This is a genomic window from Agromyces tardus, assembly GCF_003710805.1.
In the GTDB taxonomy this organism is placed as follows: domain Bacteria; phylum Actinomycetota; class Actinomycetes; order Actinomycetales; family Microbacteriaceae; genus Agromyces; species Agromyces tardus.
Genome location: NZ_RHHB01000001.1, coordinates 109,146 through 131,278, shown reverse-complemented (window position 1 = coordinate 131,278; position 22,133 = coordinate 109,146). Strand labels below are relative to the sequence as shown.

21 protein-coding genes are annotated in these 22,133 nt (G+C 71.2%); 4 read left to right on the top strand and 17 right to left on the bottom strand.

Translation table 11 applies throughout. The features are described from left to right. Window positions 1–5: 5 nt before the first annotated feature. From EDM22_RS00560 to EDM22_RS00500, 13 genes are all read right to left on the bottom strand, one after another. Window positions 6–800, bottom strand: coding sequence for an SDR family NAD(P)-dependent oxidoreductase (locus tag EDM22_RS00560; protein ID WP_122935082.1), 795 nt, complete (start codon window positions 798–800; stop codon window positions 6–8). 46 nt (window positions 801–846) lie between these two features. Next, window positions 847–1,869 carry an ABC transporter permease gene (locus EDM22_RS00555; protein ID WP_122935081.1) on the bottom strand — a complete coding sequence of 341 codons (1,023 nt, stop codon included), beginning with the start codon at window positions 1,867–1,869 and terminating at the stop codon, window positions 847–849. Beyond that, window positions 1,866–3,437: a sugar ABC transporter ATP-binding protein gene (locus EDM22_RS00550; RefSeq protein ID WP_122935080.1), complete on the bottom strand. Its 1,572-nt coding sequence runs from the start codon at window positions 3,435–3,437 to the stop codon at window positions 1,866–1,868. Before EDM22_RS00550 ends, EDM22_RS00555 begins: the two co-directional genes overlap by 4 nt. Beyond that, window positions 3,437–4,585, bottom strand: a complete 1,149-nt coding sequence (locus EDM22_RS00545) for a sugar ABC transporter substrate-binding protein (protein ID WP_170963947.1) — start codon at window positions 4,583–4,585, stop codon at window positions 3,437–3,439. Before EDM22_RS00545 ends, EDM22_RS00550 begins: the two co-directional genes overlap by 1 nt. Before the next feature lie 129 nt (window positions 4,586–4,714). Continuing rightward, window positions 4,715–5,314: a glucose-6-phosphate isomerase gene (locus EDM22_RS00540; protein ID WP_122935078.1), complete on the bottom strand. Its 600-nt coding sequence runs from the start codon at window positions 5,312–5,314 to the stop codon at window positions 4,715–4,717. A gap of 53 nt (window positions 5,315–5,367) precedes the next feature. Beyond that, complete coding sequence (locus EDM22_RS00535) at window positions 5,368–6,315, bottom strand: shikimate dehydrogenase family protein (protein WP_122935077.1); 948 nt, start codon at window positions 6,313–6,315, stop codon at window positions 5,368–5,370. Next, on the bottom strand, window positions 6,315–7,370 hold the full coding sequence (locus EDM22_RS00530) for a zinc-dependent dehydrogenase (protein ID WP_245989065.1): 1,056 nt from the start codon (window positions 7,368–7,370) through the stop codon (window positions 6,315–6,317). The genes EDM22_RS00535 and EDM22_RS00530 overlap by 1 nt, the downstream gene beginning before the upstream one ends. Beyond that, a complete protein-coding gene (locus tag EDM22_RS00525; protein ID WP_170963946.1) occupies window positions 7,367–8,467 on the bottom strand; it encodes a galactitol-1-phosphate 5-dehydrogenase in 1,101 nt (366 codons plus the stop codon). Before EDM22_RS00525 ends, EDM22_RS00530 begins: the two co-directional genes overlap by 4 nt. Before the next feature lie 2 nt (window positions 8,468–8,469). Beyond that, window positions 8,470–9,306, bottom strand: a complete 837-nt coding sequence (locus EDM22_RS00520) for an SDR family oxidoreductase (RefSeq protein ID WP_122935076.1) — start codon at window positions 9,304–9,306, stop codon at window positions 8,470–8,472. Then, the gene (eda, locus tag EDM22_RS00515; protein ID WP_122935075.1) at window positions 9,296–10,045 is read right to left on the bottom strand and encodes a bifunctional 4-hydroxy-2-oxoglutarate aldolase/2-dehydro-3-deoxy-phosphogluconate aldolase; all 750 of its coding nucleotides are present in this window, start codon (window positions 10,043–10,045) and stop codon (window positions 9,296–9,298) included. Before eda ends, EDM22_RS00520 begins: the two co-directional genes overlap by 11 nt. Continuing rightward, a complete protein-coding gene (locus EDM22_RS00510) occupies window positions 10,042–10,833 on the bottom strand; it encodes an ATP-binding cassette domain-containing protein (RefSeq protein ID WP_122935074.1) in 792 nt (263 codons plus the stop codon). The genes eda and EDM22_RS00510 overlap by 4 nt, the downstream gene beginning before the upstream one ends. Window positions 10,834–10,835: 2 nt before the next feature. Beyond that, window positions 10,836–11,921: an ABC transporter permease gene (locus tag EDM22_RS00505; protein WP_122935073.1), complete on the bottom strand. Its 1,086-nt coding sequence runs from the start codon at window positions 11,919–11,921 to the stop codon at window positions 10,836–10,838. A gap of 102 nt (window positions 11,922–12,023) precedes the next feature. Continuing rightward, the gene (locus tag EDM22_RS00500; RefSeq protein WP_122935072.1) at window positions 12,024–13,064 is read right to left on the bottom strand and encodes a substrate-binding domain-containing protein; all 1,041 of its coding nucleotides are present in this window, start codon (window positions 13,062–13,064) and stop codon (window positions 12,024–12,026) included. Window positions 13,065–13,205: 141 nt separating this feature from the next. Here EDM22_RS00500 and EDM22_RS00495 point away from each other — a divergent pair, with 141 nt between their 5' ends. Then, window positions 13,206–14,051, top strand: a complete 846-nt coding sequence (locus EDM22_RS00495; protein WP_170963945.1) for an MBL fold metallo-hydrolase — start codon at window positions 13,206–13,208, stop codon at window positions 14,049–14,051. Further along, window positions 14,048–15,001 (top strand): shikimate dehydrogenase, encoded by a 954-nt coding sequence (locus EDM22_RS00490; protein WP_122935070.1) that lies wholly within the window; start codon window positions 14,048–14,050, stop codon window positions 14,999–15,001. The genes EDM22_RS00495 and EDM22_RS00490 overlap by 4 nt, the downstream gene beginning before the upstream one ends. Window positions 15,002–15,040: 39 nt before the next feature. Here EDM22_RS00490 and EDM22_RS00485 read toward each other — a convergent pair whose 3' ends face one another. Beyond that, window positions 15,041–16,426 (bottom strand): alpha-amylase family protein, encoded by a 1,386-nt coding sequence (locus EDM22_RS00485; protein ID WP_122935069.1) that lies wholly within the window; start codon window positions 16,424–16,426, stop codon window positions 15,041–15,043. Window positions 16,427–16,478: 52 nt separating this feature from the next. On the opposite strand from EDM22_RS00485, the gene EDM22_RS00480 reads away from it, so the two are divergent. Then, window positions 16,479–17,405, top strand: coding sequence for a prenyltransferase/squalene oxidase repeat-containing protein (locus EDM22_RS00480; protein ID WP_122935331.1), 927 nt, complete (start codon window positions 16,479–16,481; stop codon window positions 17,403–17,405). A 12-nt stretch (window positions 17,406–17,417) separates the two neighbouring features. Here EDM22_RS00480 and EDM22_RS00475 read toward each other — a convergent pair whose 3' ends face one another. The 3 genes from EDM22_RS00475 to EDM22_RS00465 form a co-directional block, all read right to left on the bottom strand. Continuing rightward, the gene (locus tag EDM22_RS00475; protein WP_245989064.1) at window positions 17,418–18,998 is read right to left on the bottom strand and encodes an outer membrane protein assembly factor BamB family protein; all 1,581 of its coding nucleotides are present in this window, start codon (window positions 18,996–18,998) and stop codon (window positions 17,418–17,420) included. A gap of 129 nt (window positions 18,999–19,127) precedes the next feature. Further along, window positions 19,128–20,063: an oxygenase MpaB family protein gene (locus EDM22_RS00470; RefSeq protein ID WP_122935068.1), complete on the bottom strand. Its 936-nt coding sequence runs from the start codon at window positions 20,061–20,063 to the stop codon at window positions 19,128–19,130. Window positions 20,064–20,138: 75 nt separating this feature from the next. Beyond that, window positions 20,139–20,627 (bottom strand): GNAT family N-acetyltransferase, encoded by a 489-nt coding sequence (locus EDM22_RS00465; protein ID WP_212591848.1) that lies wholly within the window; start codon window positions 20,625–20,627, stop codon window positions 20,139–20,141. Between the two features lie 151 nt (window positions 20,628–20,778). Here EDM22_RS00465 and EDM22_RS00460 point away from each other — a divergent pair, with 151 nt between their 5' ends. Further along, a complete protein-coding gene (locus EDM22_RS00460; RefSeq protein ID WP_170963944.1) occupies window positions 20,779–22,110 on the top strand; it encodes a toll/interleukin-1 receptor domain-containing protein in 1,332 nt (443 codons plus the stop codon). The last annotated feature ends 23 nt before the right edge of the window (window positions 22,111–22,133 follow it).

Sequence of the window (22,133 nt, the reverse complement as noted above, 5' to 3'; positions counted from 1 at the left end):
CCGTCCTAGAAGATGGCGCGCCGGGTTCCCCCGTCGACGCTGAGCGCCGAACCGGTGGTCGCCGAGGCCTGCTCGGAGGCGAGGTAGACGACGAGGTTGGCGACCTCCGCCGGTGTGGCCGCGCGACGCAGGAGCTGGGTCGACCGGTGCTCGCGCACGAACGCGTCGAGCTGCTCCTCCGGGCTGCGCTCATCGCCGGGGTTGAGCTTCGCGACGAAGTCGGTCACGCCCTCGGAGGCCGTGGGACCCGGCAGCACCGCGTTGACCGTGACGCCGGTGCCGGCGCTGCGTTCCGCCAGACCGCGCGAGAGCGCCAGCTGGGCGGTCTTCGTCATGCCGTAGTGCATCATCTCGGGCGGGATCTGCAGCGCCGACTCGCTCGAGAGGAAGACGACCCTCCCCCAGCCCCGCCCGTACATGCCGGGCAGGTACTCGCGAGACATCCGGATGCCGCTCATGACGTTGACGGTGAAGAAGCGGTACCAGGTGTCGTCGGTGATGTCGAAGAAGTCCTCGGGCTCGAAGATCCCGACGCTGTTGACCAGGATGTCCGCCTCCGGCACGGCCCCGCGCATCGTTGCGACGCCCTCCGGCACGGTGACGTCGGCGACGACGCCGACGAGGTCGGCGTCCGGCACGTCGGCCCGGATGCGGGCGATCGCCGCGTCGACCGACTCGCGGGTGCGGCCGTTGACCACGGTCCTCGCACCGGATTCGGCGAGGCCCGCGGCGATCGCGCGCCCGATGCCCTGGGTGGATCCGGTGACGACCGCCGTCTTCCCGGTGAGATCGATCTTCATGCTGGGGTGTCCTTGCTGTCGCGGTGGCGTTGGGAGGTGACGCGGTTCATTCTTCGCGCTTGAGCCAGCGCGAGACGATCACGGCGATCAGCAGGGCGGCGCCCTCGAAGATCGGCTGGATCCAGAACGGCGCGCCGAGCTGCACGAGCCCGGTCGTGCCGACCTGCACGGTGAGCACGGCGATCACGGTGCCCCAGACGTTGAAGACGCCGGGCTGGATCGCCGTCGCCCCGAGGAACACGGCGGCGTACGCGGGCAACAGGAACGGCGGTCCGACCGTCGGGTTGCCGCTGCCGAGGATTCCCGCCTGCACCACGCCCGCCACGCCGGCGAGCAGGCCGGCCCCCACGAAGGCGAGCACGGTGAGGCGCTTCACGGGCACGCCGCTGAGCGCCGCGGCATCCTTCGACCCGCCGATCGCGTAGAGGTAGCGGCCGAGCGGCGTGCTCGAGAGCACGTACCAGAGGGCGATCGCGATGACCGCGGCGTACACGACCGGCTTCGGGATGCCGAGCAGGTCGCCTCGACCGAGATCGACGAGTCCCTGCGGGATGTTCTCGTAGAAGACGTTGCCCTGGGTGTAGCCGCCGATCGCGCCGGTCACGAGGGCCGACATCGCGATGGTCACGACGAAGGCGTTCACCCCGACGCGCGCGATGAGGAGGCCGTTGACGAGCCCGATGAGCGCGGAGACGCCGAGCGCCGCGACGACGGCGAGGGGCAGCGGCCAGCCGTTCTGCGACGTGAGGCCCGTGACGAGCACCACCGACAGCCCGAGGTTGGCCGCGACCGACAGGTCGAGCTCGCCGACGATGAGTGGCAGCAACAGGCTGAGGCAGAGGATGGCGAGCACCGCCTGGAGCGCGAGGGTCGTCGTGAGGTTCGCCGTGGTGAAGAAGGTGTCGGGCCGGAGCGCCGAGAACACGACGATGAAGACGAGCAGGATCACCGGCAGCGCGATCCGCGCCGCGAAGATCGAGAGGGGTTCTCGGCGACCTCCGGGCAGTGCGACGGTGCGTCGGGCGTGGTCGGCCGGATCCAGCTGGACGGTGGCGATGGGAGTGGTCATGAGCGGTCGCCTTCCTTGGAGTCGCTCGGTGCGATGAGCTCGGGGTGGCCGAAGTAGACCAGCTCCGAGATGGCGGCGCGATCGAGGTCGCGGTTCACGAGGTCGGCGATGATCGCACCCTCGCGCAGCACCAGCACCCGGTCGCAGATGCCGAGCATGAGGTCGATCTCCGACGAGATGACGAGCACGGCGGTGCCCGTGGCGGCGGCGGCCCGCACGTGCTCGACGATCTCGGCCCGGGCGCCGATGTCGACGCCCTGCACGGGCTCGTCGAAGATGACGAGGCGCGGGTTCGTGTTCATCCACTTGGCGATGACGATCTTCTGCTGGTTGCCGCCGGAGAAGTACTTGAAGGCGCGCGACGTCATCGGCGGCCGCACCCCGTACGCGCGGGTGAGCTCGTCCACCCGCCGCCGCTCCTTCCGGCCGGAGATCCGCCCGTATCGGGTGAAGGAGCGGAGCGTCGGCAGCGTCATGTTGACCGCCAGCGACTGGTCGAGCACGCCGCCGTCGCGACGGCGGTTCTCGGGGATGAGCGCGACGCCCCTGCGCATGGCCGCGGCCGGGGAGTCGAGCCGCGCGGGTACGCCGTCGATCTCCACCGTGCCCGCCCTGCGCCGCTGGGCGCCGAAGAGGATCCTCGCCAGCTCGCTGCGGCCCGAGCCCAGCATGCCGGCGAGTCCCACGATCTCGCCCTCGTGGAGGTCGAAGCTCACGTCGCGGAGGGCGTTCGCGGCGAGGCCCCGCACCGAGACCCGCGTGCGCGAGCCGACCTCGCGGGGTCGCCGCTCGGAGACGTCGACGGCACGCCCGACGATCAGGCGGATCAGGTCCTTCTCCGTGAGGCCGGCGCCGTCGACCGTCTCGATCTTCCGGCCGTCGCGCAGCACGGTGATGCGGTCGGCCAGCCGGATGATCTCGTCGAGCTTGTGCGAGACGTAGACGACCCCCACGCCCTGCGCGGTGACCTCACGCACCGCGGCGAACAGCAGCTCCGCCTCGGCGTCGGGCAACGCGGCCGTCGGCTCGTCGAGCACGAGGATCTGGGCGCCCTCCTCCGCCGAGCTGAGCGCGCGGGCGATCGCGACGATCGTCTGCGTCGCGATCGGCAACCGCCAGATCGGCAGGTCGACGTCGACGTCGCCGCAGCCGAGCTTGGTCAGCTCGGCCCGCGCGTGGGCACGGATCCTCCGCCACGGCACGCGGGCGAGAATGCCGGTCTCGTATCCGCGCCCGATGGCGAAGTTCTCGGCCACCGAGAGCGTGGGCACGAGGCCGAGGTCCTGGTGCACGAACACCATGCCGAGCCGCGCGCTCTGCGTCGTCGTGAGCGGCATGGCGAGCTCGTGCCCGTCGAGCTCGACCGCGGCGCCCTCGTCGGGCTCGTAGAACCCGGCGAGGCACTTGATCAGCGTGGACTTGCCCGACCCGTTCTCGCCGATGAGGGCGTGCACCTCGCCGGCTCGCACATCGAGCGCGACCCGATCGAGCGCCAGCTGCCCCGTGAAGGTCTTGGACAGCTCCCGCACCGCGAGTACGGTGCGGAAGCCGTCCGCGTCGTGGACCATCAGTCCAGCCCCCAGGCCTTCCGGTACTCGGCGACGGCGTCGAAGTCGCCGTCCCACGCCTCGCCGTCGGTCGGGGCGTTCGCCTCGGTGATCAGCTTGCCGACCAGGCCCTGGTCGACGGCGTCCTGCCCGTCCAGGAGGCGGTTGACGTTGTCGACGTGCCCGTATCCGGCGCGGAGGAACGCGAACCCGATGCAGGCGGACTGGAACCCGCCCTCGGCGATGCTCGTCGCGTTCGCCACGTCGCAGTCGACCGAGACGCCCTGCGCCTTCGACGGATCGGCGAGACCCGCCGGCAGGAGCCCCTGGGTCACGACCGCGTTGAGCGCGGCGTCGAAGCCGAGGAACAGCGTGTTGTAGTCGGGGTGCTGCTTGACGGTCTGCACGACCTGGTTCGGCAACGTCGTCGCGATGTCGGCGGCGAGGTGCTTGCCCTGGTACTCGATCGAGCAACCACCGCCGGCGTCGGCGCAGTCCTGCACGAACTGCACGAAGCCGGCGACGCGCTGCTTGACGGTCGCGAACTCCTGGTCCTCGAAGACGATCGCCTTGACGGGCTGCTGGTAGCGCTCCTGCGCGATGAGGAACGCCTGCTGGCCGAGCAGGTAGCCCGCATCGAAGTTCGCCTCGAGCGGGGGCACGATGGCCTGGTACAGCTCATCGGCGTTGCCCGCCATGTTGGCGACGACGACGATCCCCTTGTCGCGCGCGGCCTGCAGGTCGGCCTTGATCGAGCCGGCGTCGATGGACGTCAGCAGGATGGCGTCGGCGCCGGTGGCGACCGCCCGCTGCACCGCCGCGGAAGCTCCGCCCTGGCCCGTCGAGGGGTCGTCGATGGTCGGCTTCCAGCCGAGGGCCTTCGCCGCCTCCTCGGCCGACCGTGCGGGGCGTGCACACCCCTCGACCGCCATCGAACACGGGATGATCGTGAGCTCGACGCCGGCCTTCGGTGCGGGACCGCCTGTGGGGACCGGTGCGGTCTCCGTGGTCTGCGCGGCGGATGCCGCGTCGACCGCGGCCTGCGCCTGCTCGGTGAACGCGGTGAGCTCCGCGCTCGACCCCGCCCCCGCCGCCGCGGTCGAGCTGCCGCCCGACCCGCAGGCCGTCATGGTGATCGAGGTCGCGAGGAGCGCGCCCAGGACCAGCACGGTCCTCGTTGCGCGCTGGGATGCCGTGAACTTCATTGTTCCCCTTGCTTTCTGCCGATGCCGGCATTGTGGTTCGGCGCCACCCGGGCGGGCCGCCGAGACGAGATGGTGACGAATCCGGCGGCGCGCTCAGCCCACCCAGCGAGGGTTGTCGAGCAGTTCCGGCTCGCCGTCGCGGTCGACGACGATCTTGCGGAACCCCTTCGTCTCGATCGTCCCGTAGTCGTGGCCGGCGTCCCCGGGGAACGCGAAGAAGGTGATGAGCGGCTCGTCGGGCGAGGTGTTGACGCTGCGGTGCGCGTATCGCCCCGGCACGTAGACGGCCCGGCCCGGCGCGAACTCCTCCACCTGCACGTCGCCCTCCGGGCTCTCCATCAGCATCAGTCCACGGCCCGAGAGGCAGAAATAGATCTCGGCGGACTCGAGGCGCTCGTGGAAGTGCCCCTTCGTCATGTGGTACTCGTCGCCGACCTTGCCGGGATAGGTGATGCTCGTGCCGTAGGCGATCTCGGTCTCGAGCGCGGGAACGCCCATGTCGTAGAACTCGTACGTGAGCGGGTCGCCGTCGGCGACCGCCGCCTCGAACGCGGCGGTGTCGGCGTACATGCCGGTCATCGCCGAAAGTGGCCGTCGCAACGACGGCACGGACTCGGCGAGTCCGGTGGCCAGGTCGAACTGCGTCGCGACCGCGACGGTCGTGGCTTCGGCGACGGTGGTGGATTCGGTCATCAGGGGTGCTCCTCGTGTGTCGGGGGTGTCGGGGTGTGGGGATCCGGGCTCGGTCAGGCCGCGCGGGCGATCCGGGAGAGGGTTTCGAACTCGGGCCCGGAGGTCGGGATGTGCAGGTCGAACACCTGCGCCATCACGCGGGTCCAACCGTGCAGGAAGTAGAACCAGCCGTCGACGGCCCGCACGCCGTGGCCGGCGGCGCGACGCGCCTGGTCGAGGAAGACGAGGTCGCCGCGGTAGTTGAAGTCCCAGGCGACGGCCCCGTCGGGGAACGCCGCGGCGTCGGTGAGCGGCGAACCGGGTCGGTCCTTGCCGAGGCCCGTGGCGTTGACCACGAGCGATCCGCCCGCCATTCCGGCGAGCGCAGCATCGTTGCGCATGGGCCGCGGCGCCTCGATGTACTCGATCGGGATGCCGAACCCGATACGGCGATGGAACGCCCGCATCTCCTCGAGCCGGCCGGGTCGTCGATTCGTGACGACGATCCGCGACGGCACCGATGCGCCGGTGCGCTGCCGCCGGTGCAGGTACAGGCTCAGCGCGAGCGACGAGCCGCCGGCCCCGAGCAGCAGCACCTCGCCGTCGAAGTCGCCGACGATCGCGTCGTAGGCGAGCCCGCTCGTGACATCGTCCATCGCGTGGCCGAGCAGCCGGTCGCCGCGCTTGGAGATGCTGCTGATCTCGTCGAGCTGCTGCGCCGACTCCCCCACCTCGTCGAACAGGTCGCGAGTGGCCTTGAAGAGGTTGAGCTTGTGCGTCGTGACGAGGGCGCCGAGCGAGTCCCCGTCCTCCTTCAGGAACGAGACGACGCGCCGGTACACCTCCGGTTCGGCATCCAGCGGCACGTCGATGCCGACGATCCGCTGGGGGATGCCGAGGTGCTCGGCCCACCTCGGGAAGACGGTCATGATCGACGACGCGCCGGTCGTCACGCCGACGAAGTAGAACGTCGGCTCCTCGGCCGCGACGAGCGTGTCGGGAGTGAGGACGGTTGGGGGCATCAGTCGGTCCCTTCGAAGACGATGACGGGCTTCATGCCGGCGCCCGAGGCCGAGTGCTCCATGGCGGCGTGGATGTCGTCGACGACGAACCGGCGGGAGATGATCGGTGACAGGTCAACATCGCCCGTCCCGAGCATGCCGAGCACGTCCCGGTAGTCGTCGTTGCTCGATCCCGTCGTGCCGGTGAGCACGAGCTCCCGGTAGTGCAGGGCGTTGACGTCGATCGGCGGCCGGGCCGCGTCGCCGAGGCCCGAGAAGACGTTGATGCGTCCGAGCCGCGCGAGCAGGTCCGTGGCCGAGGCGATGACGTCCCGATCGGAGACGCTCGTGATCACCACGTCGACGCCTCGGCCGTCGGTGAGCCGCATGACTTCGTCGCGCAGGTCCTGCTCGCCGACGTTGACGAGCTCGTCGGCGCCGAGGCGGCCGGCGATGTCGAGCCGGGGCTGCCGCCGGTTCGCGACGATGACCTGCCGGGCGCCGTGCCGCTTCGCGAGCAGCGTGTGGAAGCACCCGATGGGCCCAGCGCCGATGACGAGTACCGAGTCCTCGCTCGAGACCCGCACCTTGCGCTGCCCGTGCAGGCAGCACGACGCCGGCTCCATGATCGCGCCGACCTCGAACGAGGCACCGTCGGGCAGCCGAAAGAGGTTTCCCCGCTCGATCGCCCACCCGGGCACGAGCAGGTACTCCTCGAAGCCGCCGTTCAGCGTGATGCCGAACGCCTCGTAGGTGGGGCACATCTGGTTGAGTCCGCGACGGCACATCTCGCACCTGCCGCAGCCCACGTTGGGGGTGAGGCTCACGCGATCCCCGACCAACCAGTCGGCGACGCCCGAGCCGACGTCGGCGATCTCGCCGGCGACCTCGTGGCCGAGCACGCGCGGCGTGCCCGCGGGGAGCTTGAAGTGGCCGTGCTTGAAGATGCGCAGGTCGGTGCCGCAGATGCTCGCAGCGCGCACGCGCACGAGCACGTCGTCGGGTCCCACCTCGGGGATGGGGATGTCCTGCACCTCGATGCGCCCTGGCTCGAGGAAGACGGCGGCCTTCATCATGGCACCTGCTTCGCTGAGAACGACGCTGCGAGCGCGGCATCCGCTTCGGCCTTCGCCTCGTCGGACACGGCGAACACGGTCTTGTTGGCCCACACGGAACGGTCGGCGAGGTCCTCGAACACGCTCTGCGCCTGCTCGAGCTCGAACACGTGGCTCACGAGGTCGGCGACGTTCACGGTGCGGCCGATGGACGCGACGACCATGTCCCATTCGCTCTGGCCGCGTGGCGTGATGCGCGCGTTCCACGTGCCCAGCAGCGTGAGCTCGCGGCGGAGGATGCGGGACACGGTCTCCTTGGGCAGGTCCACGTCGGTGCTGAGGTCGCCGAGCAGCACGACCTGCCCGCGATGCGCGGCCGCGTGCACGGCCTGCAGGAAGGTGATGCCGAGGCCGCTCGCCTCGACCGCGATGTCGACGCCGCGCCCGCCCGTCGCCTCCATGACGCGCGCGTCGCTCGTCGAGCCGGTCGGGTCGATCGTGTCGAACCCGAGGTGCTCGGCGACGCGGCGCTTGCGCTCGTCGATGTCGGAGACGAGCACCCGCACGACGCCGAGCACCCGGAGCCACTGCGCGGCCAGCAGCCCGATCGGCCCGGCGCCGATCACGAGGGCGGTCGCGTTCGCGGGCACGGTGGCCTTGCGCACCGCGTGCAGCGCGACACCCGCCGGTTCCACCAGGGCGCCCTCGACGAGCGATACCCCTTCGGGCAGGCGCACGAGGTTGCGCTCGGGCACCGAGAGGTACTCCTCGAGCCCGCCGTCGCGGCGCGAGCCGAAGTAGTCGTAGTGGGTGCCGAGGGTGAATTCGCCGATCTCGGTCATCGGGTCGGCAGCGTCGGGAAGGCACGGGAAGATCGCCACCCGGTCGCCCGACGTGAACGCGCCACTCGGCGAGTCCTCGACGACCGTGCCCGACATCTCGTGGCCGAGCACGAGCGGGAACCCGTAGCCCTTGCCGACGCCGAACCGCAGCACGTCCGATCCGCACACCCCGACGGCCCCGATGCGTACGAGCACCGGCCGGTCGCCGACCGGCTCGGGCATCGGCACGTCGGCGATCTCGATGCGGCGGATGTCGTGCAGCACAGCTGCCCTCACGGTCACACCTCCATGCCGTACCGGTGCGCCTTGTGCGTCGGGTACAGCGAGAGGGTGGGAATGGTGACATCCGCGGTGCGGGTGGCGATGTAGAGGGCGGCCTCGGCGACGTTCGACACGTCGATGCAGCTGGCGGCGATGCCCTCCTCGATCTCCTTCTCGTCGAGCCATCCGTCGGTGTAGGCGACGAGGTCGCCGTCGTAGAGGCCCTTGTCGATGATCTCGGTCATCGGGGTGCGCACGTGCGAGGGGTTCAGCACGGTCACGCCGATGTTCTTCTTCACGCCCTCGAGGAGGATGTTCTTGCTGAAGCCGAGCATCCCGTGCTTGGAGGCGCGGTACGGACTGTGGCCGGGACCCGACGCGACCCGCGTCGACGAGGAGCCCATGTTGATGATCCGCCCGCCGGTCTCCTGGCGCTCCATGGCGAGGAACGCCTCGCGGCAGCACAGGAACACGCCCGTGAGGTTGGGGCCGATCGTCTTGTTCCACTCCTCGAGCGTCACCTCGGTCACGGGCGGCGACAGGGAGTCGCGACCGGCGCTGTTGATGAGCAGGTCCACCTGCCCCCAGCGTTCGAGGGTCTCGGCGAAGAACGCGCGCACCTGGTCCTCGCTGACGACGTCGGCGACGGTCTCGGCGACGTCGCCTCCGCGCTCGCGGATGTCGGCGGCCACCTCGGCGAGGCGGGCGGCGTCGAGGTCGATCATCGCGACCCGCGCGCCGTTGGCGGCGTAGATCCGGCTGACCGCCTCACCGATGCCGGACGCGGCCCCGGTGATGATCGCGACCTTGCCGACGAGGGCCGAGCCGGGCTCGGGCAGGTAGTCAGGCACCATTGCGGTGCTCCTTTCGGTGTGTTTCACGAATCGCTCCGATTCGAGCGACGGATGCTGCCGCCCGCTGCCGGATCTCGTCGAAGTCACCGGCTGCGATGAGCGCGGTCGGCGCGATCCACGTTCCGCCGCAGGCTGCGACGGAGGGGCGGGCGAGGTAGTCGGCGAGGAGCTCCGGCCGGATGCCCCCGGTCGGCATGAACCCCGCGGACGGGTAGGGCCCGGCGAGCGCGTCGATGAGCCGCAGCCCACCGATCGGCTCCGCAGGGAAGAGCTTGAAGAAGTCGAGTCCCAGCGAGAGGCCGCGCTCGAGCTCGCTCGGCGTGGCGATGCCGGGTGCGAACGGGAGGCCGAGGGCGGCTGCGCGCTCGACGACGGGTGGGCGCAGACCGGGGGCCACGCCGAACGCGGCTCCGGCGTCGACGGCTGCGTCGACGGATGCCTCGCTGAGCAGTGTGCCCGCACCGACGAGCAGTTCGGGCAGCTCGGCCGCTACCGCGCGGATCGCGGCGGCCGCGGCATCCGTTCGGAAGGTGATCTCGACCACGGGCAGGCCGCCGCGGAGCAGCGCCTCCCCCAGCCGGAGCCCCTCGTCGGCGCTCGACACGGCCACGACGGGCACGACGCCGAACTTCGCGAGCAGTTCGCGGAGGGGCGGGGTGCGGGTGCCGGCGGCGCTCGTGGCGCCGGCGGCATCCGCGGTTCGGGCGGATGCGGCGGTTCCGGCGGTTGCCGCGGTCATCGGGCGAGCCCCAGCTCGGCGGGGGTCTTCGCCCCGACCATCACGGCGACGGCGTCGGCCATGTCGATGTCCGCCGTGTCGACGAGCGCGACGCGCTTGCCGAGCCGCTGGATGTGGATCCGATCGGCGACCTCGAAGATCTGCGGCATGTTGTGGCTGATGAGGATCACGGGGATGCCCCTGGCCTTGATGTCCTGGATCAGCTTCACGACCCGGCCCGACTCCTTGACCCCGAGCGCGGCGGTCGGCTCGTCGAGGATGACGACCTTCGACCCGAACGCGGCCGCCCGGGCGACCGCGACGCCCTGCCGCTGCCCGCCGGAGAGGCTCTCGACCGACTGCCCGATGTTCTGGAGCGTCTGCAGGCCGAGCTGCGACATCACCGCGAGGGACTCCTCGCGCATGCGCTTCTTGTCGAGCCTGCGGAAGACGGTGCCGGCGATCCCGGGCATCCGGAGCTCGCGGCCGAGGAAGATGTTGCTCGCGATGTCGAGAGCCGGCGACACGGCGAGGCTCTGGAAGACGGTCTCGATGCCGCGATGCCGCGCCTCGACCGGCGACTTGAGCGTGACCTGCTGACCGCCGATGAGCAGTTCCCCCTCGTCGGGCTGGACGGCGCCCGCGAGGCACTGCACGAGCGACGACTTGCCGGCGCCGTTGTCGCCGATCACGGCGAGCACCTCGCCCTGCCGGATCTCGAAGTCGGTCTCGTCGAGGGCGACCACGTGACCGTAGCGCTTGACGAGTCCGCGGGCCTCGAGGACGAGTTCTGGGGTCGTGGTGGTCATGGCTATCGTCCGATCTTGCGAAGGCGCTGGTCGACCGCGACGGCGCCGATGATGAGCAGGCCGATGGTGAACTCCTGCCAGAGGCTGTCGAAGCCCGCGAGCGAGAGCCCGCTCGAGAACACGCCGACGATGAGGGCGCCGAGCAGGGTGCCCATGATGCGTCCGCGACCGCCGAAGAGCGAGGTGCCGCCGATGACGACGGCGGTGATCGACGCGAGGTTGTAGCCCACGCCGGCGGTCGGCGAGATGGAGCCGATGCGGCCGATGAGGAGCCACGCGGTCAGGCCGATGATGAGCCCGGCGACGACGTACACCGACATGAGCACGCGGTCGACCCGGATGCCGGTGAGCCGCGCCGCCTCGATGTTGTCGCCCACCGCGTAGATGTGGGTGCCCCAGGCGGTGCTGCGGAGGATGTACGCGAACAGGAGGAACATCGCGAGGGTGAGCACCTGCCCGTAGGTGAAGGTGGTGCCGAGCACCTGGAAGCCGGTGCCGAGCCAGTTGAAGAGCGGCGGCACGTCGGCGTACGGCACGCTCTCGCCGTCGGAGATGAAGATGTTGAGGGCGTAGAAGATGCTCAGCGTGCCGAGCGTCGCGATGAACGGCGGGATGTTCAGCCTCGTGACGACCAGTCCGTTGATCGCGCCGCACGCGACGCCGACGAGGATGCCGAGCACGAGTGCGAGCTCCACGGGCAGGCCGAGCGAGACCGCGAACTTCCCCATCGCCACCTGCGACAGCAGCATCACCGCTGCGACGGAGAGGTCGATGCCCGCGGTGAGGATCACGAGCGTCTGGGCGATGCCGAGCATCGCGATGACCTGGACCTGCTGGAGGATGAGCGAGAAGTTCTGCAGGGTGCCGAAGTTCGGCGACACGATCGAGAACACGATCGTCGCGATGACCAGCACCGCGAGCGGACCGATCAGCGGACGCGAGAGCATCTTCCGCTCGATCCACTGGATCGGCGTGAGCGGGCCGCCCTGCTCGATCTCGACGAGACCGGTCTTGGACGGGTTCGCGGGCGGGGCCGCACCGGCCGGGCCTGCAGCGGCGGCGGCCAGCTCGGGAGCGCGTTCATTCATGGGAGATCACACCTTCAAACGTCGTCGTATGTGCGTGGAGTGTGCGGTGGGGGCGGCAGCCGGTGCCGGCCGCCCCCGCCGAGTCAGGGGCCGGCCCTCGGATCAGCCCCAGCACTTCTCGAGGCCGAAGGTCGTGTCCTCGGACTCGATGCCGGCCTGGGGCTGGTCGGTGATGAGGGTCACGCCGGTGTTGGTGAACTCCAGTCCGGGCGAGTTCTCGGGCTTCGTGCCGTCGGCGAGCCAGGCGTCGACGGCCTGCAGCGCCTGTGCCGCCATGTCGAGCGGGAACTGCATCGAGGTGGCGGCGATGATGCCGTCCTCCACGTTGGAGACGCCGGGGCATCCGCCGTCGACCGAGACGATGGTCACCTGGTCCTGCAGGCCCGCCGCGGCGATCGCCTGGTACGCGCCGGCCGCGGTGGGCTCGTTGATCGTGTAGACGAGGTTGATCGTCGGATCCTTCTGCAGGAGCTTCTCCATGCCGGCGCGGCCGCCCGCCTCGTTCGCGTCGGTCACCTCGTAGCCGGCGAGGCGGGGATCGGTCTCGTCCCACATCTTCGACGGGTCGGCGAGGTCGATGCCGAAGCCCTCGAGGAAGCCCTGGTTGCGGGCCACGTCGACGGGGATCTGGTCGGTGCTGAGGTCGAGCGTGGCGATGCGCGCCTCGGTGTCGCCGAGGTAGGCCTTCGCCCACTCGCCGATGAGCACGCCGGCCTGCTTGTTGTCGGTGGCGAAGGTGCCGTCGACGCCCGAGCCCTCGCCGAGGGGCGAGTCGAGCGCGAGCACGAGGATGCCAGCCTGCTGCGCCTTCTTGAGGGCGGGGACGACCCCGTCGCCGGCCGGCGTGATGAGGATGGCCTTCGCGCCCTGGGCCACGAAGTTCTCGACCGAGGTGATCTGGGAGTCGACGTCGCTCTGCCCGTCGCCGCTCGCGATCTGGAGGTTGAGGCCGAGCGACTCCGCCTCGGCCTTCGCCCCCTCGGTCATCTTCACGTAGAAGGGGTTGTCCTGGGTCTTGACGACGAGCCCGACGAGCGGCTCGCCGGATTCGGCGCCGGCGGTGGCGGCGCAGCCGCTCAGTCCGGCGAGTGCGGTGATGCCGAGTACAGCCGCGGCAACGATGGCGCGAGTGCGTGAACGCATGGGGGTGTCCTCCGGGTAATCGCTGGAAGTTTTCAGCTCACGTCACACGATAACCGAAATCATTTCGGTTGTACACACCGCAGCAGAAATTTTCTCTTCGCTCGTGTTACGCTCACAGAAATCATTGCGAAGGAGCAGACTGTGGCGATCTCGACCCAGCCGATCGATCCGGCGTTCCCCCTGGAGTCCGGGGCCGACGTCACCATCTGGTGGCTCGGCCAGGCGGGGTTCGCGCTCCGCCACGGCGACGACCTCCTCTTCATCGACCCGTACCTGAGCGACGTGCTGGCCGACAAGTACGCCGGCCGGCTCTTCCCCCACAGGCGCCTGCACGATGCCCCGGTCGCGCCCGCAGCGGTCGAGGGCCTGTCCACCGTGCTCTGCACCCACGGGCACACCGACCACATGGATCTCGGGGCCATCCCGCTGCTGCAGACGCGGAGCGACCCGCTCTTCGTCATCCCCCGATCCGAGACGGTGAAGGGCATCGGCCGCGGCATCCCGCCCGCTCGACTCCTGGGCCTCGACGCGGGGGAGTCGTTCCGCACTCGCGCGGGCGTCACGATCACGGCGGTGCCCGCCGCGCACGAGGAGATCACGGTCGACGAGCACGGCCAGAACCTCTTCCTGGGCTACGTGCTCGACCTCGGGGGGTACCGCATCTACCACTCCGGCGACTGCGCGCCGTACCCGGGCCAGCACGAGCTCCTCCGCGCGCTCGACCTCGACCTCGCCCTTCTTCCCGTCAACGGCCGCGACGCCCACCGCGCGGGCAACGGCGTGCCCGGTAACTTCCACCTCGAGGAGGCGGTCGAGCTCTGCCGCGCCGCGGGCATCCCCCGGCTGGTCTGCCACCACTGGGGCCTCTTCGCGTTCAACACGGCGCAGCCCGATGACCTCCGGCGCCGCCTCGCCGACGTCGACGACGTCGAGTGGCACATCCCGGAGCTCGGCGCGCCGTTCACCGTGGGACGTGTGCTCGCATGACCGCCGTCTTCTCGTTCTTCGGCGTCACCACGAGCCAGTCCGCGATCCAGCGCATCTACCCGCGCTGGGTCGAGCTCCTCGACCTCGACGCGCGGCTCGTCGGCCTCGACTTCCCCATCGGCGCGCCCGCGCGCGACTACCGCCGAGCGGTCGAGCGGATCAAGGCCGACCCCGACGCGCTCGGCGGGCTCATCACCACCCACAAGCTCGACGTGCTCGCGGCATCCGCGGACCTCTTCGGCGGCCTCGACGGCTCCGCCGCGCTGCTGCGCGAGGTCAGCTGCATCCACAAGCGCGACGGTCGGCTGCTCGGCGCGGCGCTCGACGATCGCACCAGCAGGCTGGCGATCGACCGGTTCGCGCCGCCGTCGTACTGGGCCGAGCGCGGCGGCGAACTGCTCCTGCTCGGCGCCGGCGGCGCCTCGATCGCCACGACCCTCGGGATGCACCGGGCGGCCGAGCTCGGTGTGGCCGTGCCGTCGCGCATCCACGTCACGGCGCGCTCCGAGCACCGGCTCGAGGAACTGCGCTCCCTGCACGACCGCATCGGCATGCGCATCGAGGTGGTGCACCACGTCACGCGCACACCGGAGGAGGCCGATCGCGTCGTCGCGAGGGTCGCGCCGTACAGCGTCGTCGCGAACGCGACGGGCCTCGGAAAGGACCGTCCGGGGTCCCCGCTGACCGACACGGTGCGCTTCCCACACGGCTCGATCGCGTGGGACATGAACTACCGCGGCGAGCGCCGCTTCCTCGAGCAGGCCCGCAACCAACCGGCGGATGCGGCGGTCGACGTCGTCGACGGGTGGGACTACTTCGTCTACTCCTGGACCCAGGTGGTCGGCGTCGTGCACGACATCGACATCCCGTCGAGCGGACCGCTCTTCGACGAGCTCTCGCAGATCGCACGCGAGGAGCAGTTCGGCGAACCGGCGCGGCTCGCCGGCTGATCCGGCGCCTGCGCCCGGCGGATGCCGCGGCGCACGTTCTCACGCCGTGAGCACCGCCCAGCCGGCGGCAGGGACCGTGACGCGATCGCCACGGAGCTCGGCGCGGCCGGCAGCGACCGAGCGAGCGCCGGCAGCGGGAAGGTCCACCGCGGTCACACCGAGGTTGAGCACGGTCACCGCTGCCTCCGCGTCGCCCGCCGTCCCCCCGGTCGGGCCGGCCACCGACCGGATCGCGATCGACGTGTTGGCCACGTCCACCACCTCCGCGTGCGCCCGGTGCAGCCACGGCATCCGACGGCGCAGGGCGATCAGGGCGTGATGCGCCTCGAGCACCTCGCGCGCCGCGGCATCCAGCTCCTCCGTCGCCGGCGGACTGGCGGGGAACTCGGGCCGCACGGCGTCGTCGCCGCCGAACCGCTGCTCCTTGATTCCGGTGAAGGCATACTCGTCGCCCGCGTACACCGACGGCACGCCGGCGACCGTGAGCAGCACCGCGAGCGCGTGCGGCACGAACTCCGCTCCGATGGCCGACGCGATGCGGGTCACGTCGTGGTTGCCGAGGAAGGTCGACGGCACGAACGTCGGCAACAGCGCGTCGTGGCGCTGCAGCGCGTGCTGCAACTCGAAGAGGTTGCGGTCGGCGATGCCGTGCCAGATGCCCTGCCACAGCTCGTACTGCGTGAGCGAGTCCACGGTCGACGCCTGCACGATCGCCGCGGCATCCCCGTGGATCACCTCGCCCGAGAACCAGGCGTCGGGGTACTCGCGACGCACCCGCGGCAGCACGCGCGCCCAGAACTCCGGCGGCACCGCGTAGGCGGCGTCGAGCCGCCACGCGTCGGCGCCGCGATCGAGCCAGTGGGTCATCACGGCGACCACGAGGTCCTCGACCGCCGGCGACGAGTGGTCGAGCGCCACGAGCGACTCGTGCCCCTCGAAGACCTCGGCATCGACGGGATCGCCCGGCCGCCAGCCCTCCCAACGCGCCCGGAACAGCCCGGCCGTCGCGGCATCCGGCCCGTCCGCCTCGACCGCGCGGAACGCCGGGTGCGCCCGCCCGACGTGATTGAACACGCCATCGAGCATGACGCGGATGCCGCGGCGATGCGCCTCGGCGACCAGCCGGTCGAAGTCGGCGTCGTCGCCGAGCCGCGGGTCGATGCGGAAGTGGTCGATCGTGTCGTAGCCGTGCGTCGACGAAGCGAAGACCGGGCCGAGGGCGATGCCGTTGAGTCCGAGCTCGATCACGTGGTCGAGCCAGGCCTCGATGCGACCGAGGCGGTGCACGACGTCGCCGCCGGCCCCCGCGGCATCCGTCCGCCCCGCGGCATCCGTCCGCCCCGCGGCATCCGGACGCACCGGGGCGCCGACGAACCCCAGCGGGTACAGATGCCACCACATCACGTGCTCGGTCCACGACGCCATGGGTCGAGTCAACACCCTTCCCGCCGTCGGCGGCGTCCGCGAGCATGGGCACATGGATGTCATCGACTGGTTGCTCGATTCCGATCCGTCGATCCGCTGGCAGGTCATGGCCGACCTGTTCGACCGGCCCGGCGAGGCCGTCGCGGCCGAACGGGCGCGGGTCGCCGCCGAGGGGTGGGGCGCGCGGCTGCTCGCGTTGCAGGCCCACGACGGCTACTGGGGCGGCGACGAGTACGGCGAGCAGGGAGCGCGCACGAGCGTCACCTGGACGCTCCACCTGCTGCGCCGGTTCGGCATCGACCCCGATGCCCCGCAGGTGCGTTCGGCGGTCGCCCGCGTGCGCGACGGCGTCACCTGGCGCCACTGGAACGACCTGCCGTACTTCCACGGCGAGGTCGAACCCTGCATCAACGGCGGCGTGCTCGCACTCGGGGCGTACTTCGGCGTGCTCGGTGCCGGCAGCGATCGCATCGTCGAGCGGCTCCTGGCGGAGCAGCTCGACGACGGCGGCTGGAACTGCGATGCGCCCGAGTCGACGCGCTCCTCCTTCGACACCACCCTGTGCGTGCTCGAGGGGCTGCTCGAGTACGAGCGCGCGGTCGGCGACGCCCGGGCCGGCGCCGCCGTGATCGACGCACGCCGTCGCGGCGAGGAGTACCTGCTCGAGCGCGACCTGTTCCGGCGGCGCTCGAGCGGGCAGATCGTGCTGCCCCGCTACGCGAACCTCATGTTCCCGCCCTACTGGCTCTACGACGTGCTGCGCTCGCTCGACTACTTCCGCAGCACCGGCGAACGGCCCGATCCGCGCATCGCCGACGCGGTCGACCTCGTGCTCGCCCAGCGCGGCGGCGACGGGCGGTGGGCAGCCGGAACGCCCTGGCACGGCGAGGTGCACTTCGCGGTCGACGCGCCGGCGGGCGAGCCGAGCCGGTGGAACACCCTGCGGGCCCTGCGGGTGCTGCGCTGGGTCGAGTCGTAGGCCCGCCGCGGCTCAGCGCGCCGGCTTCGAGGGCAGCCCGAACGCGTAGAGCGCCTGGTCGGGGTCGGTGTCGGGATAGCCGGCGATGGTGTAACCGGTGCCCCAGTAGACGGTTCCGTCGGAGATCGCCGCGCCGGCGTAGCACCGGTCGCCCGAGGCGAAGTCCCACAGCACCGTGCCGTCGGTGGTCTTCAGGGCGTACATGTGCCCGTCGGCGTCAGCGGAGCACGCGTACATCACGCCGTTGGCGACGGACACGGGGCCCGACGCGATGCCTTCGGCCGGGTTCGGACGCTGCCAGAGGATGCGACCGGTGCCGGGGTCGAGGGCCGACCAGCCGCCGTACTCGACCGTGCTTCCGTCCTGCAGCTCCCAGGGCTTCGAATCGCTGTTCGCTTCGGCGGTGTAGATCCGGGTGGCGTCGATCGCGGAGCCCCATTGGAGGCCGCCGTTGTACCCGCCGGGTCCCACCTGGGTCTGCCAGCGCACGGCGCCCGTCGCCGGGTCGAGCGCCCAGTACGTGCCGCTCTTCTGACCCGCGCCGAGGAACTCCACGCCGCGGACCTTGTAGAGCGCTGGGGCCTGGGCGAAGTCGTGGTCGGGCCCGGCACCGGGCGGGCAGTCCGCGTTGGGCTGGTCGAACGGCGGGAAGCCGGGGACGCCGCAGTTCAGGTTCCAGAAGTCCGTCGGCAGCGCCCGCGTGCTCCACTTCACCGCACCGGTGGCCAGGTTCAGCGACACGATCGAATCGAAGAGGTTGGCAGGGTCCATGCAGGCGGCCCGGCCGGCGTCATCCGTCGCCTCCGAGACGCACGTGACGACCGCATCGGGAACGGAGTAGTTGTTGCCCGTCGCGATGTAGACCGAGCCGCGCTTGGCGTCCACGGCCGGGGAGCTGCCCCAGACCGCCCCGCCGGTGTAGCCGTCCGGCACCGTGTACGTCTTCCACTTCACCGAGCCGGTCGCGACGTCCACCGCCATCAGGAAGCCACGGAAGTCGAGGGGGTAGCCGAACAGGGCGAGCGCCTCCTCGAACGAGGCCGCCCCGATGTAGGCGACACCGTTCACGATCGTCGGCGATTGCGTCATGAGCGGGTATCCGCCCTCGACCGTGGTGCGCCACAGCAATTGGCCGGTTCGCTTGTCGATGCCCATCACGTAGCCGTCCGGGCTGAGCAGCTTGCCCGCCTGGTCGCCGAGTACGAGCACGTCGCCCCAGATCGCGGGGGTGGAGCGGGCGAAGTCGCCTGCGATCCCGGTCATCGCGGCGATGCTCGCCTGCCACTTGATCGTCCCGTTCGCCGCGTCGACGGCGTACAGGTTGCCCGCGTAGTCGGGCACGTACACGACCCCGTCCTCCACGGCCGGGGTGGCCGACACGTCGCCGGCGGTGGCGAGCCGCCACTTCGGCACGAGACGGCTGACGTTGCCGACGCCGATCGTCGATTCCGTGGAGTTGTGCCGGGTGTTGGACGCGTCGAAGCCCCACGACCGCCACGCCCCGTCCTTGGCCCCGTATGCGGCCGGCGACGCCAGCATCACGGCGGTGATCGTCACGGCGACGACGGCGACGACTGCACGAACTGATCTCACGATGCACCCCTTCAGAAGCGGGGCGGCGGGGCAGGTGATGAGGGGTTCGGTGACCTCGCCGTTCCGGGACATCCGAACGGGTCATCTGTCGGTCTAGCAGGTCCTCATGGGAAGGTCAATGAGCAGTTCTCATCTCTGTTCGTCAGCCGGGTGCCGCGCTTCCTCGGCGCGCACCGCGCCGTGCTCGAGCCGCGCGATGCGGGCCCGCGCGTTCCGCTCACTGGGCGACACCCCGCCGAGCACGCGGTTCGCCGTCACCAGCAGCAGCCGCGTGAGCGTCACCGCGGGCCACCACGGCCGCCGCAGGCCGAGGAGTTCGCGGTAGCGGGGGTCGAGGGAGGCGACGGCCCCGCCGAACAGGATCGGGTACAGCCGGCCGGTCAGCCCCGGCAGCCCGGGGCGTCGCAGGAAGCGCACGGCCTCGGCGACCCGATCGTCGGGCTTCGCGTCGACCAGGAACGCGGTCATCTCCTCGTGCAGCGCGGCGACCGACTCGGGCGGGTGCGGCACCCCCATGAGCCGCCCCGCCTGCGCCCACTCGCGCACGTAGGCGTCGGGCCCACCCGGAATGGGCCCGCCCCACAGTGCGTGCGCGCCGAGGAACGCCTCGGTGAACGCGTCGTGCACCCACCGCAGCAGCTCCTCGTCGTTCGCCGCGTAGTCGCGTTCGATCCCGCGGGCGTCGACGTAGGTGCCGGTGACGCGTTCGTGCAGCCGCGAGACGAAGGCGGATGCCGCGGTGGCCGCCCGCGTGTCGCCGAAGGTCGTCGTGGCGACCCACCGCACGGTGCCGTCGAGCCGCCCGAGCGGATCCTCGTGGTAGCGCGAGTGGTCGTGCACGCCCGCCATGGCACCCGGATGCAGCGTCTGCAGCAGCAGCGCGCGGATGCCGGCGACGAGCGTGGGCAACGCCCCGTTGACCGCCCACACGGCGCTGCCGGGTCCGAAGAATCCGGCGTCCTCGCCCTCGGCGAGCGCGAACGTCCACCCGGGCGGCTCGCGCCGACCGCTTCGACCCGGTCGCCAGCGGACGCCGGCCGACTCCCGCTCACGCACATCGCCCATCTCTCGACCGTACGTCGCGTCGGCCCGTGCACGGCTGCGGATCTGCTGCGAACCGGCGCCCGCGGCCTCCAGCGCTCAGAGGAACAGCTTGAACCCCACGTGCGAGGCCGCGAAGCCGAGCCGCTCGTAGAACCGTCGTGCGTCCACGCGACGCGCGTCCGAGGTGAGCTGCACGAGCGCAGCGCCCCGCTCGCGAGCATGCCCGATCGCCCACTCGAGCATCGCCGTGCCGAGGCCGAGCCCGCGCGTCGATTCCGCCACCCGCACCGCCTCGACCTGCAGGCGCGTCGCCCCGGCGCGCGCCAGCCCGGGGATCAGGGTGAGCTGCATCGTGCCGACGACCGCCGCGTCGGGCGCCTCGAGCGCCACCAGCGTGTGCGCCGGGTCGGCGTCGATGGCCTCGAACGCCCGCTCGTATCGGGCGAGGTGCTCGGGGTCGGCGCTGTCCTGGCCGGCGCGCAGCGAGTCGGCCGCGATGAGCTCGACGAGCGCAGCGACATCCGCTCGCCGTGCCCGTCGGAGGGTGAAGGTGGAGGTTCCGGAATCGATCGTCGCGAGGGTCACCCAGCCAACCTCTCACACCGCGCGAGCCGCTCTCACACCGCGCGAGCCGCCTTCGATCCCGGAGGGACCTCCGACCCTGATGCACGCGCACCGCCACTGGTGGAGTCGGACCAGGCGAGCGGAACGGGCGCGCCGCGATGGGGTGGTCGTGATGGCGGAGGCGGGCGCGGGTCAGCGACCGCCGCACGACCGCGACGTGTTCGTCAGCTACTCGACCGACGACAAGCCGATCGCCGACGCCATCGTGCACGGGCTCGAGGAGACCGGCATCCGCTGCTGGGTCGCACCCCGAGACGTCATGCCCGGCATGATCTTCGGCGACGAGATCGTGCGTGCGATCGAGTCGAGCCGGGTGATGGTGGTCGTGGTCTCCGACACGTCGAACCGGTCGCACCACGTCGTGCGCGAGGTGGGGGCCGCGGTCGCGAACAACGTCATCGTCGTGCCCTTCCGCGTCGACGCGACGGAGCTGACGGGCGCGATGTCGTACTACCTGTCGACCGAGCACTGGCTCGACGCGGTCACGCCGCCCATCGAGTCGCACGTCGCGCAGCTGGCGACGGTGGTCCGCGACATCCTCGCGACCGCGCCGGTGGCGGCGCGGCGGCAGGGGGCGACGGATGCCGCGCCGGCGAGCGCGCCCGAACCCTCGGATGCCGCGGCGGCGAGCGCGCCCGGACCCTCGGATGCCGCGGCGGCGAGCGCGCCCGAACCCTCGGATGCCGCGGCGGCGAGCGCCGCCGGGCCGCTCCGACCTCCGCCGCCTCCGCCGCAGCCGGTCGGCGCACAACCGCCACCCCCACCGCTGCCGCCGGTGCCGCAGTCCGCGCCCATGCCGGCCGTGCCGGCTCCCATCGTCGCCGCCGCCCCGACTGCCCGCAGGCTCCGGCCCGGACTCCCGTGCGCGCTCATCGCCGGCGGGGTCCTCCTGCTCCTGCTGGTCGCGGGAGCGGTCACGGCCGGCGTGCTGCTCACCCGGCCCACGACGCCGTCCGATGCCGGCGGCACCCAGCCGACCGACTCGCTCATTCCCGAGGGCCCCGTCGCCGTGGGAATGGGAGTCACGATCACCCCGGCCGAGAACTGGTCGGCCTTCGCACAGGGCGACGACTACGTGCTGCTCTACAGCGACGACCTCGTCGACTACGCGGGACTCGACGTCACGGTGAGCGCCGCCCCGCCGGCGACGATCGAGGAGGCGCTCGCCGCCGACATCCAGCTCTGGGGCAGGACGGGCGCCACGGTCGCCCCGGCAGGCTCGCCGTCGGCATGGCAGGGCGACACCTTCGACCAGGTGCTGAGCGTGACGTTCGAGTGTCCGGCCGACAGCACCACGTGCGAGGGGCCCAAGGTCGGCACGTACACCGAGCTGTTCGACACCGAGACGGGCAACCGGGCGTTCGTCATCTACGACGCGCCCAGCTCCACGGTGCTCGAGGCGCACCAGGAAGAGGCCGACAGCATGATCGAGTCGCTGGGCTAGCTCCCGCGCGACTCCCCCGCCTG

Coding starts and splice junctions, on each gene's coding strand:
- EDM22_RS00560 (WP_122935082.1), bottom strand. CDS start 800: ATGAAGATCGATCTCACCGGGAAGACGGCGGTCGTCACCGGATCCACC.
- EDM22_RS00555 (WP_122935081.1), bottom strand. CDS start 1,869: ATGACCACTCCCATCGCCACCGTCCAGCTGGATCCGGCCGACCACGCC.
- EDM22_RS00550 (WP_122935080.1), bottom strand. CDS start 3,437: ATGGTCCACGACGCGGACGGCTTCCGCACCGTACTCGCGGTGCGGGAG.
- EDM22_RS00540 (WP_122935078.1), bottom strand. CDS start 5,314: ATGACCGAATCCACCACCGTCGCCGAAGCCACGACCGTCGCGGTCGCG.
- EDM22_RS00535 (WP_122935077.1), bottom strand. CDS start 6,315: ATGCCCCCAACCGTCCTCACTCCCGACACGCTCGTCGCGGCCGAGGAG.
- EDM22_RS00530 (WP_245989065.1), bottom strand. CDS start 7,370: ATGATGAAGGCCGCCGTCTTCCTCGAGCCAGGGCGCATCGAGGTGCAG.
- EDM22_RS00520 (WP_122935076.1), bottom strand. CDS start 9,306: ATGGTGCCTGACTACCTGCCCGAGCCCGGCTCGGCCCTCGTCGGCAAG.
- eda (WP_122935075.1), bottom strand. CDS start 10,045: ATGACCGCGGCAACCGCCGGAACCGCCGCATCCGCCCGAACCGCGGAT.
- EDM22_RS00510 (WP_122935074.1), bottom strand. CDS start 10,833: ATGACCACCACGACCCCAGAACTCGTCCTCGAGGCCCGCGGACTCGTC.
- EDM22_RS00505 (WP_122935073.1), bottom strand. CDS start 11,921: ATGAATGAACGCGCTCCCGAGCTGGCCGCCGCCGCTGCAGGCCCGGCC.
- EDM22_RS00500 (WP_122935072.1), bottom strand. CDS start 13,064: ATGCGTTCACGCACTCGCGCCATCGTTGCCGCGGCTGTACTCGGCATC.
- EDM22_RS00490 (WP_122935070.1), top strand. CDS start 14,048: ATGACCGCCGTCTTCTCGTTCTTCGGCGTCACCACGAGCCAGTCCGCG.
- EDM22_RS00485 (WP_122935069.1), bottom strand. CDS start 16,426: ATGGCGTCGTGGACCGAGCACGTGATGTGGTGGCATCTGTACCCGCTG.
- EDM22_RS00480 (WP_122935331.1), top strand. CDS start 16,479: ATGGATGTCATCGACTGGTTGCTCGATTCCGATCCGTCGATCCGCTGG.
- EDM22_RS00470 (WP_122935068.1), bottom strand. CDS start 20,063: ATGGGCGATGTGCGTGAGCGGGAGTCGGCCGGCGTCCGCTGGCGACCG.
- EDM22_RS00460 (WP_170963944.1), top strand. CDS start 20,779: ATGGCGGAGGCGGGCGCGGGTCAGCGACCGCCGCACGACCGCGACGTG.